Source organism: Kitasatospora sp. NPDC087314 (assembly GCF_044744365.1).
Taxonomy (GTDB): domain Bacteria; phylum Actinomycetota; class Actinomycetes; order Streptomycetales; family Streptomycetaceae; genus Kitasatospora.
In genome coordinates, this window is record NZ_JBIUYE010000036.1 from 1 (window position 1) to 8,866 (window position 8,866).

General features: G+C 72.1%; 11 protein-coding genes and 1 pseudogene. 6 read left to right on the top strand and 6 right to left on the bottom strand.

Annotated elements, in window-relative coordinates; translation table 11 throughout:
- From ACIO5E_RS39440 to ACIO5E_RS39455, 4 genes and pseudogenes are all read left to right on the top strand, one after another.
- Positions 1-162 (top strand): annotated as a pseudogene (locus ACIO5E_RS39440) (NmrA family transcriptional regulator); the annotation flags it as partial.
- An 83-nt stretch (positions 163-245) separates the two neighbouring features.
- Positions 246-887 (top strand): hemerythrin domain-containing protein, encoded by a 642-nt coding sequence (locus ACIO5E_RS39445; protein WP_280686403.1) that lies wholly within the window; start codon positions 246-248, stop codon positions 885-887.
- Between the two features lie 162 nt (positions 888-1,049).
- Complete coding sequence (locus ACIO5E_RS39450) at positions 1,050-1,655, top strand: DUF1772 domain-containing protein (RefSeq protein WP_400677501.1); 606 nt, start codon at positions 1,050-1,052, stop codon at positions 1,653-1,655.
- Between the two features lie 439 nt (positions 1,656-2,094).
- Positions 2,095-2,388, top strand: coding sequence for a hypothetical protein (locus tag ACIO5E_RS39455; RefSeq protein ID WP_400677503.1), 294 nt, complete (start codon positions 2,095-2,097; stop codon positions 2,386-2,388).
- 70 nt (positions 2,389-2,458) lie between these two features.
- Here ACIO5E_RS39455 and ACIO5E_RS39460 read toward each other — a convergent pair whose 3' ends face one another.
- The 3 genes from ACIO5E_RS39460 to ACIO5E_RS39470 form a co-directional block, all read right to left on the bottom strand.
- The gene (locus ACIO5E_RS39460) at positions 2,459-3,553 is read right to left on the bottom strand and encodes a chitinase (protein ID WP_400677506.1); all 1,095 of its coding nucleotides are present in this window, start codon (positions 3,551-3,553) and stop codon (positions 2,459-2,461) included.
- 366 nt (positions 3,554-3,919) lie between these two features.
- Complete coding sequence (locus ACIO5E_RS39465) at positions 3,920-5,266, bottom strand: M64 family metallopeptidase (RefSeq protein WP_400677508.1); 1,347 nt, start codon at positions 5,264-5,266, stop codon at positions 3,920-3,922.
- A gap of 83 nt (positions 5,267-5,349) precedes the next feature.
- Positions 5,350-5,973 (bottom strand): hypothetical protein, encoded by a 624-nt coding sequence (locus ACIO5E_RS39470; RefSeq protein ID WP_400677511.1) that lies wholly within the window; start codon positions 5,971-5,973, stop codon positions 5,350-5,352.
- Between the two features lie 427 nt (positions 5,974-6,400).
- Between ACIO5E_RS39470 and ACIO5E_RS39475 the strand changes: the two genes are divergently transcribed.
- Together ACIO5E_RS39475 and ACIO5E_RS39480 are read left to right on the top strand one after the other, a co-directional pair.
- Positions 6,401-6,799 carry an SsgA family sporulation/cell division regulator gene (locus ACIO5E_RS39475; protein WP_400677514.1) on the top strand — a complete coding sequence of 133 codons (399 nt, stop codon included), beginning with the start codon at positions 6,401-6,403 and terminating at the stop codon, positions 6,797-6,799.
- Positions 6,786-7,199 carry a hypothetical protein gene (locus ACIO5E_RS39480; protein WP_400677516.1) on the top strand — a complete coding sequence of 138 codons (414 nt, stop codon included), beginning with the start codon at positions 6,786-6,788 and terminating at the stop codon, positions 7,197-7,199. Before ACIO5E_RS39475 ends, ACIO5E_RS39480 begins: the two co-directional genes overlap by 14 nt.
- On the opposite strand, the gene ACIO5E_RS39485 is transcribed toward ACIO5E_RS39480, so the two are convergent.
- From ACIO5E_RS39485 to ACIO5E_RS39495, 3 genes are all read right to left on the bottom strand, one after another.
- Entirely contained in the window at positions 7,183-7,677 is a 495-nt protein-coding gene (locus ACIO5E_RS39485) for a DUF1772 domain-containing protein (RefSeq protein ID WP_400677518.1), read from the bottom strand. The two genes, ACIO5E_RS39480 and ACIO5E_RS39485, sit on opposite strands and share 17 nt — an antisense overlap.
- A 309-nt stretch (positions 7,678-7,986) precedes the next feature.
- Positions 7,987-8,649, bottom strand: a complete 663-nt coding sequence (locus ACIO5E_RS39490; RefSeq protein ID WP_400677520.1) for a 4'-phosphopantetheinyl transferase — start codon at positions 8,647-8,649, stop codon at positions 7,987-7,989.
- The coding region (locus tag ACIO5E_RS39495) for a hypothetical protein (protein ID WP_400677523.1) at positions 8,646-8,866 on the bottom strand (221 nt) is incomplete at its 5' end. The genes ACIO5E_RS39490 and ACIO5E_RS39495, both read right to left, overlap by 4 nt.

Genomic DNA, 8,866 nt, shown 5'->3' on the forward strand with positions numbered 1-8,866 from the left:
GAGGCGGGGTTGCCGGGGGACTTCGCGGAGTTGTTCTCGGTGATTCTGGACGGTCGTAATGCGTCGTTGGGGGACGGGGTGCGGCGGGCGTTGGGGCGTGAGCCGAGGGACTTCGCCGACTTCGCCCGTGAGGCCGCGGTCTCGGGCGTGTGGAACGTGTGAGCCGGCTCGCCGGTGTCGGAACCAACCGGCCGCCACCGGGCGGGTGTTGGTCGTACAGCTGAACCTACTCTGGAGGTCGTGTGATGTCGGATCGCAAGACGGTCTGGTCGAGTGAGCAGGGCGTGGGCGCACTGCCCGGGCATGTCCGGGGCTTCGCGCTGATGCACGTGGCGATGCGCCGGGACGCCGCGCGGCTGAGTGCGGCGGCCGCCCGGGGCTCGTCCTCGGCGGCGCTGGCGGACTGGTTCGGGCGGCTGCGGGCCGTCATCGACTGGCACCACCGCAGCGAGGACGACATCCTCTGGCCGTTCCTGCGTCAGCGCGTGCCGGGCTTCGACGGCGGCGGCGTCCTGGAGCAGGACCACGAGGAGCTCGACCGGACGATGAGCCGGGTGGCGCAGGTACTGGCCTCCGGCGGCGGCGCCGAACTACGGGAGGCCGCGGCGGGGTTCGAGAGCCTGATCCGCGAGCATCTGGGGCACGAGGAGCCGGTGGTGTTCCCGGCCGTCGCGGGGATGCCGGTGGAGGAGTACCTGGGGGTGGAGCGGAGGATCATCCAGAGCGCGCCGACGCAGGTCATGACGTACCTGCAGCCGTGGATGTTCGACGGCGCGGACCAGGCGTCCGTCCGGGCGGTGTCGGCGACCATCCCGGCCCCGGTGCGGCTGCTCGGTCGGACGGTGCTGGAGCGCCGCTACCGGCGCACCCTGGCCCCGGTGCTGTGACCGCTCCCGGCACTCTCGGGCGGCGCAAGTGCCCCGGCGCGTAGCGGGGTTCCGGTTGTCGCGGTTCCGTTGCGCTCCACGCCGCACGGTGGGCGGTGTCGGTTGTTCCGCTGTTCGTCGGCGCCGCGTTCCGTCGGGCCGGGAGAGTGAAGGGGTCTTGTGATGCGTTCGGAGCAGACTGCGGTACCGGTGTCGTACGCGGTTCCGTCGGCCATCGGCGGTGTGCGGCCGGGGAGTTCGCCGCACGGCGGGCCCGGGCGGCGTCGCGCCGCCGGGCCGGTGCTGGCGGCGGCGACGATCGCGATGGGCCTGATGGCGGGCCTGTTCTTCGCCTTCGACGTGTCGGTGATGCCGGGCCTGGCGGCCGGCGACGACCGGACGTACGTGACGGCGATGCAGCACATCAACAAGTCGATCGAGAACGGGATGTTCGGCCTGGTCTTCGTCGGCGCCTTCGTCGCGACGGGCGTGGCGGCCTGGTTGCAGCACAAGGCCGGGCGCCGGCAGGCGGCGCTGTGGGCGGCCGCGGCGACGGTGCTCTACGTCGTGGCGCTGATGGTCACGATGGGCGTCAACATCCCGCTCAACAACCAGCTGGCGCAGGCCGGCGACCCGTCCCAGATCACCGACTTCGCCGGCGTGCGCGCCAGGTTCGAGGGCACCTGGGTGGCGGCCAACATGCTGCGCACGCTGCTCTGCACGGCGGGGCTGGCCGCGCTGACCCGGTCCCTGGTCCTGCACGGCAGGTTCGGCCGCGGCGGCCGCTGAGCCGTACCGCGAAGGGCCCGGCACGCCACCTCCGGCGTGCCGGGCCCTTCGCCGTGGCGGTGGCCTGTTGCCGTTCCGGTGGCCTGTTGCCGTTCCGGTGGTCGTCTGCCGGCCGCCGGGTGTTCGGGCGGGGTTCGGGCGACCGGCGTCAACAGCACCGGATGCGCCGGGGCGTGCGCCGGTGCGCCGGGTGGGTGCCTTCGGTCAAGTCGGCTGGAACCCTGTGGAGTTGGCGTTTTGGTGGGTGTCGGGGGAGCATGGGCGGGCCGGGTCGTTTTGCGGCGCGCTTGCGCCGCCGGCCGGGCCGCACGGTGATCGGTGCGTCCGGTGTGCTGGGGAGGGGGCGGGGTCTGTGGGGCCGGTGGTACGTCCGTTTCTGGTGCGGGGGAGAGCGGTTCCCCTGGCGAGGTATCTGGCGGAGGAGGACATCGAGGGTCTGGTGGCGTGTTCGTGCATCGGGAACGAGGTCACGATCGAGCTCGCGGACACCAGGATCCTGGTGACCGTGGCGGACGTGGCCGAAGCGGTGCGGCTGAACTTCGACATGGTCCAGGACGGCCCGGCCAAGGCGCGCTCCTGGTCGCGACGGCTGCCGGGCGACGCGGGGCCGGGCGAGCTGGCGGCGCGGATAGCGGTGGACGTACGGACGCTGGCCCGCGAGCTGGCGCCGTTGCGGCGCAACCCTCCGCGTGGAGGAACGACCGACTCCAGGTGCCGAGCGGACCGGCATTGACGGCAGGCCCGGGCCCGGCAGCACGTTGCTGCCGGACCCGGGCCGTCGCCGTGCCGACCGGCGCGCCGGGTCAGCGGCCCTGGAGGGACCGGACGTTGTTGCCGAAGGTCCAGTTCCGGGAGCCGTCCCAGTTGATCGACCAGGTCATCAGCCCCTTGAGCCGGTTCGACGCCCCGCTGCCGTAGGAGTTCCAGGCCTGGGAGACCTGCCCGGTCGACAGGTAGCCGCCGCCCGCGCCGGGCTGCGCGGGCAGGCCGGGGACCTGCCGGTCGAGCGGGACGCGGATGGTGGTGCCCTGGACGGTGAGGCCCTTGTCGAGGCAGGTGGTCTGGGCGGTGAAGCCCTGGACGGTGCCGGCCTCGTAGGAGTCACCGGAGCAGCCGTACATGCTGCCGTTGTAGTACTGCATGTTCAGCCACCACAGGCGGCCGTTGTCCAGGTACTTCTTGATGACCGGCAGGTAGGCGCCCCAGATGGAGCCGTACACGATGCTCGCGCCGGTGACGTACGCGGTCTCGGGGGCCATGGTCAGGCCGAAGCCGGGCGGCATGGCGGCGAGGACGCCGTCGATGATGCGGATCAGGTTGGCCTGGGACGGGGAGAGCGAGTTGATGTCGCCGGTGCCGACCAGGCCGGTCTCGATGTCGATGTCGATGCCGTCGAAGTGGTTGGCCTGCAGGATCGGCACGATGGTGGACACGAAGCGGTCGGCGACGGCGCTGTTGGACAGGTCGATGCCGGCCGCCGCGCCGCCGATGGACATCAGGACGGTCAGGCCGCTCGCCTTGGCCTGGCACACCTGGTCGGGGGTGGGCACCTTGACGCCGGTGTCCATCCCGTCCTGCCACAGCGCGGTGCCGTCGGAGAGGATGACCGGGAAGGCCGTGGTGACGACGTTGTAGCCGGCGCCGGTGATGCGCTGGTCGGTCAGCGGGATCCAGCCGAGCGGGGGGTGGACGCCGTTGGCGGCGCCGTCCCAGTTCTCCCAGTAGCCCTGCAGGACCTTGCCGGTCGGGCGCTGCTGCTGGCCGCAGGCGGCGCTGTCGGCGGGCTTGGCGCGGTTCGTGGGGGTGGTGGTGGCGGCGGTGGCGCTCGCCGTGGTCGGGCCGATCGCCGCTACGGCGAGCGCGAGCGCTCCGAGCAGGCGCGCGGTTCGGTGGGCCATGACGGTCTAGCTCCCTTCCGGCCATGGCCGGGGTGCCCCGTGGGGGTGGGGCGGCGTGGGGGTGGCCATGGCGAGGTGACGTGGGGGTGGTCGGTCGGCGGGAAGCCCGGCCGCGGCACGTGCCCGCCAGGTTGCCTGTCGCGACGACCCTGGCACGCACCTCGTCACCCGGCAGGGGGCGCGTTGCAGCCGCTGGGAATCGTAGGAGCGCCCTGATGTGCCGTCAATAGGTCTGGACCATTTGGCCCGGTCCGGTCCGGCCCGGTACTCGGCACCGGGCCGGGACGTCAGGGCGTCACGGATTCAGGTCGGTCGGACGCGGCTCGGTCGGACGCAGGGCTGCTGGGAGGCAGGGCTGCCGGGGCGTCAGGACGTCACCAGCCAGGACAGGCTCCCGGTCAGCTTCTCGCGCAGCGCCGGGTCGGCGACGGCCGGGGTGGGGTCGGTGGCGACGGCGGTGAGCAGGTGGGGCCGGGAACGAGGGCCGGTCAGGCGGAGGTTGGCGAGGTCGACCGCGGTGCGCCCGCGCAGCCCGGACACCTCGCGTCCGTCCAGGTACCAGCGCAGCCGGGTACCCGCCACCGGGAGGTCGACGGTGAGGCGGTCGGCGGCGGTGAGCCAGGTGCCGGTGGCGGTGGGGCTGGTCAGCGGGGTGGCGTGGCGGTAGAAGCCGGCGATCATCGCCTCCCGCCCGGGCAGGTTGAACTCCCGCCCGAGCGAGCGCATGATCGAGTTCTCGGTCGGCCGGTACAGCCCCGCCGGGTAGTAGCCGCCGCCCTCGTACGCGCCGACCGTCCCGCCGTCCGGCGATGCCTGGCCGAGCCAGCGGGACCACTTGGTGCCCTGCGCGCGCATCCGGTCGGCGGTCAGCGTGCTGATGTTGGCCTCGGCCGGCTCCGCGCCCTGGTAGGTGCCCTGGCCGTCGTACGCGTACTCGTCGGCGAGCTTGCCCAGTGAGTGCCCGGTCTCGTGCACCGCGATCTGCCCGGACTTCGCGTTGCCGCCCGCCACGGTGGCGATGCCCTCGTAGCCGAGCGGGGACTTCACGTCGTTGTAGCCGGCACCGCCGTACTTGGCGCTGTTGGCCACCACGAGCACCAGGTCCGCCTGCGGGGCCTTGGCCGCGTAGCGCTCGACCGCCTTCTCGTCCACGCAGAGCAGCCGCTCCACTCCGTCGCACCAGAAGTACGAGCCCAGCGCCGTGTGCCGGACGGTCGTCTGGTCCGGGTCCCCGGAGACGCCCGACTCCGGCGAAACGGCCGACACCGTCCAGACGTTGAAGAGCTTGCGGTAGGTGGCGTACGGCTCGACGGCGGTGATCTCGTTCCACTTCTCGGCCGCGTCGGCGCGGAACTTGTCCTGCTCCTGCGCGGCGTAGCCGTCCCCGATCACCACCACGTCGAGCTTGGCGGCCGGATCGCCGTTGCGCACCAGGGCGGTGACGTCGCCGTCGCCCTGGAGCGGGGCCACGCCCTGGGCGCGGGGGGAGACCGTGTACGGCGAGGCGCCCGGGACGTGCGCCCGGGAGATGCCGCCGTCCTCGCCGAACACCTCGACCTCGCGCCGGTCGTCCCCCGTGGCGGTTCCGGGAGCGGCTATGGGGGCGCCTCCGGGCTTGGCCATCGCGGGGGTGCCGCCGAAGAGGGCAGCGGCCACGGTGACGGTGAGGAGGGTCGCGGCGGTCCTGCTCCTACGGTTCCTGCTGCTGGGCATGGGTGTCCTCCCCGGTGGGTGGCATGAGCGGAAGGTCGCAGCCTATTTCCGGTGTTGAAGACCTGACAACCGGTCGAGTGGTGCTACGCCGTCGAAATTCCCAGGGTGGTGGCGGCCGCGAGCAGCCAGGCCAGGATGGCGATGGTCAGGACCACCGCCAGCGGCCACAGCATCGAGAGCAGGATGGTGGCGCCCACGAACGTGGCGCCCGCGACGAGCACGGCCATCCCGACCGGGACCAGCCGGGAATCCAGATCCGGGCCGAACGCGCCGTAGGTGATCACGGCTGTTCCCGCGCCGATCAGCAGCCCCAGCTTCAGGAGGGTCAGCCACGGAATGTGCGGGTTGTCGGCCTTGTGCCCGTGGTACCCGAGCTCGACCACCAGACCTCTCCAGACCTTCAGATCCACGATCGTCCCGGTCTCCACGTCGCGGTAGAAGGCCTTCCCGACGTCGTAGGTGTCGGTGGGCGCCATCTCGCGGGCCACGGTCAGGACGTAGGTGGTCGAATCGCTGTCCTGCTGCACCTCCCTCCTGGTGACCCGCCCGCTCTCCTGCCGCACGCAGTCGGCGCCGGGCCTGACGGCGGGAGTTCCGCACGTCGGGGCGGTGCGATAGGCCCGTCCCTCGTGGTAGGTGTCGACGAACCATGAGAAGCCGAGCCCGACCACGGACAGGCCCGCCAACACGAGCAGAACCTGCACCACCACCCGCACGGCCCGAGCGGCGGCCCGCCTGAGGTGTCGGGCATCCCGCGGTGCGCGCGTCGATGACTTGTCGGATACGGTCACCGGACTCCTCGTCGTCTGGGCTCGGGCCGAGGCGTGGGCCGCCACCCGGCGTGCCTGAGCAGGAACCTGGATGATGGCAGGGAAGCGCTCGGGGTGGGAGGAAACCGGTGCCGCTGTAACGGACTTGTGCCCCGCGGGTGCTGTGGCGACCCGGTGGCCGCGGGTGGACCGGGCCGTTCGGCGTCAACGCGACCGCGATGTGGCGGAGTTGTGCAGATGCCGGCGGCCACCGACTGGCACGCGGGTGCCCGGGTAGGCGCCCTTCACGGCCGTCGGCCCGCTCGGGGTCGACGTGTAGCCGTCGGAGGAGGCTGATCCGGTGTCGATGTCCGCTGTGCGCCCCATGTCCGTCACGTTCCCCGACAGCCCGCTGCCCGATGTCCCGGTCGACGCGGAGCTCCGCTTCGACACGGCCCTTCCCTACGCGGCCTGCCTGGCGTTCCCGCTGTCGTCGAGCGGCTGCTCCTGCGACGACTTCCGACTGTGCTGGTACTTCAGCCGCGACCTGCTCGACGAGGGCCGCCACGCGCAGGTCGGCCGCGGCGACGTCAGGGTCGGGCCCGGGCCCGAGGGAGAGGTCTTCATCACCCTGCAGGGCCCCGCCGGGGAGACGGTGCTCAGTGCACCGGAGGACGTGGTCACCGCCTTCCTCGCGGACTCGTTCGCCCTGGTGCCCGCCGGGTCGGAGTCCGACCACCTCGACCTCGACAGCGAACTCGCCCGGATCCGTGACCTCGGCTGAAAGGGCGGCCTCCGTCCGGCACTTCGCCAGGGCCGACTCCGCCTGGTTGGCGGAAGGGCTGCTGGTCTACCTCACCGCCGACCAGGTGGCCGGCCTGCTCACCGCCGTCGGCGAACTCTCCGCCCCGGGCAGCCGGCTGCTGCTGGAAAAGGGCCGGGACGTGACCGGCACCCCGCAGGACCCGGCGCTCGCCCACATCACCGACCTGTGGCAGGGCGGTCTCGGCCCCGGAACGCACGACTGGCTCGACGCCCACGGCTGGACCACCCGGCTCACCATGCTCGACGAGATCGCCGCCGAGCTCGGCCGCCCGTTCCCGCCCGGCGCGGGGCCGAGCACGACGGGCTTCATCGAGGTGGTGCGCACCGCCGACACCGACCGGATCAGCCCTGCCCGTTGAGGACGAGCGCCCAGGCGAGGCAGCCGAGGGCGGCGGTGCAGAGCAGGGCGCGCAGCACGTTGAAGCGGACCCAGCGGGCTTCGAAGCGGTTTCGGACGCCGGCGGGGTCGGTGACCCGCTCGGGTTCGCCGGCGGCGGCGAGTTCGTCGTTGAGCGGGATGTTGACGGAGCGGGTGACGCCGATCGCGGCGACGTAGAGCACGAGGGCGGCGATGGTGGCGGGCAGTGCGTGGTGGCCGTCGGAGGGCAGGTGGAGGGCGACGGCGGCGCCGGTGCTGAGGAGGGCGCCGACGAAGCCGAGGACGAACCAGCCGTTCAGGATCGCCACGTTGACGCGCTGCATGACCTCGATGAACGTGCGGTCCTCGACCCGCGCGAGGGCGGGCATGACCGAGCACGCGTAGGCGTAGAACAGCCCGGCGGTCAGTCCGCAGGTGACGGCGGCGGTGATGAGCGTGAGCGTGCGTGCCAGTTCCATGAGCCGGTCCTCGTGTCCCTCTGATCGTCCGCTGACTGTCCCTGCTTCGGGCCCGATCCTCCGTCATTCGGCGGTCTCGGGCCATCCTGCATGCTTGAGAGTTCCTCAAATGCGGTGACGTCAAATCATTTGTCATGCTCCAGAGTTGGCGTCGCCCGTATGCCGCTGTACCGCACCCCCTCCGGAGTAGTCGGACGGGCGCAAGCCCTGGAACCCACCGAGGACCTGCGGGACGTCTTCGACTCGGCGGACGTGGACCCGCACCTGATGAGCGGTGCGGAGACCGGGAGGTCGGTGGGCTCGCCGTGCTCAGCCCGTGGTGGCGCTGCGAGGGATGGTGAGCGTGGTGATCAGGATTCCCTCGGTGGCGGTCCAGCGGCCGTGGTGCGGCGTCGGGTGGTGGGGGTGGCAGGCCGTGAAGGTGTGGTCGGGGCGGAGGTGGACGGTGATGGTGGCGAGGCCGGCCCACTGGCGGGTGAGGGGGTAACAGGCCTTGTAGGTGGCTTCCTTGGCGCTGAAGAGGAGGCGGTCCCAAGGGGTTTGGCCGCAGGGGAGACGGGTGAGGTGGCGCCGCTCGTCGGCGGTCGCGGTGAGGTCGAGTACGCCGTGCGGGAGCGGTTCGGCGGGCTCGGCGTCGATGCCGAGCCCGGCGAGGTGGGTCGTGCGGGTGGCTGCACAGGCGGTGTAGCCGGTGCAGTGGGTGATGCTCCCGGCGACTCCCGAGGGCCAGTCGGGGGCGCCACCCGGCCCGGGGAGCAGGGGTGTCGGGGGATGGCCGAGCTCGGTGAGGGCCTGGCGGGCGAGGGTGCGGGCGGCGGTGAACTGCCGCTGCCGGCGGGGCGATCGGCCGTGGATGTGGCGGCGCTCCGCGTCCAGGAGGGCGCCGTGGGGCGGTGGGCCGAAGGCTTCGGTGCAGTGGACGGTTGGTGGGAGGAGCGTGCTGAGCGCGGTGGCAGGGGGGGCTGTGGTCATGGCTGCGATTTGATGGCGAGTTCTTGTGTGAATTGGTGGGTGTGGTGGGCGAGGTGGTGGGGGGTTTCGAGGGGGAGGGTGTGGCCGGTGTTGGGGATGGTGATGAGGTGGGTGTGGTGGAGGGTGATGGTGACGGTGTGGGGGCCGGGGAGTTGGTGTCCGGGGTGGTCGGGGTGGTCGGGGTTCATCGGGTGCTCCTGGGGGTGGTGGGGGTGGT

Excerpts from the sequence above, each read along its gene's own strand:
- ACIO5E_RS39460 (WP_400677506.1), bottom strand. The coding sequence starts at position 3,553 with ATGGCCCACCGAACCGCGCGCCTGCTCGGAGCGCTCGCGCTCGCCGTA.
- ACIO5E_RS39475 (WP_400677514.1), top strand. The coding sequence starts at position 6,401 with ATGTCCGTCACGTTCCCCGACAGCCCGCTGCCCGATGTCCCGGTCGAC.
- ACIO5E_RS39445 (WP_280686403.1), top strand. The coding sequence starts at position 246 with ATGTCGGATCGCAAGACGGTCTGGTCGAGTGAGCAGGGCGTGGGCGCA.
- ACIO5E_RS39490 (WP_400677520.1), bottom strand. The coding sequence starts at position 8,649 with ATGACCACAGCCCCCCCTGCCACCGCGCTCAGCACGCTCCTCCCACCA.
- ACIO5E_RS39485 (WP_400677518.1), bottom strand. The coding sequence starts at position 7,677 with ATGGAACTGGCACGCACGCTCACGCTCATCACCGCCGCCGTCACCTGC.
- ACIO5E_RS39450 (WP_400677501.1), top strand. The coding sequence starts at position 1,050 with ATGCGTTCGGAGCAGACTGCGGTACCGGTGTCGTACGCGGTTCCGTCG.
- ACIO5E_RS39465 (WP_400677508.1), bottom strand. The coding sequence starts at position 5,266 with ATGCCCAGCAGCAGGAACCGTAGGAGCAGGACCGCCGCGACCCTCCTC.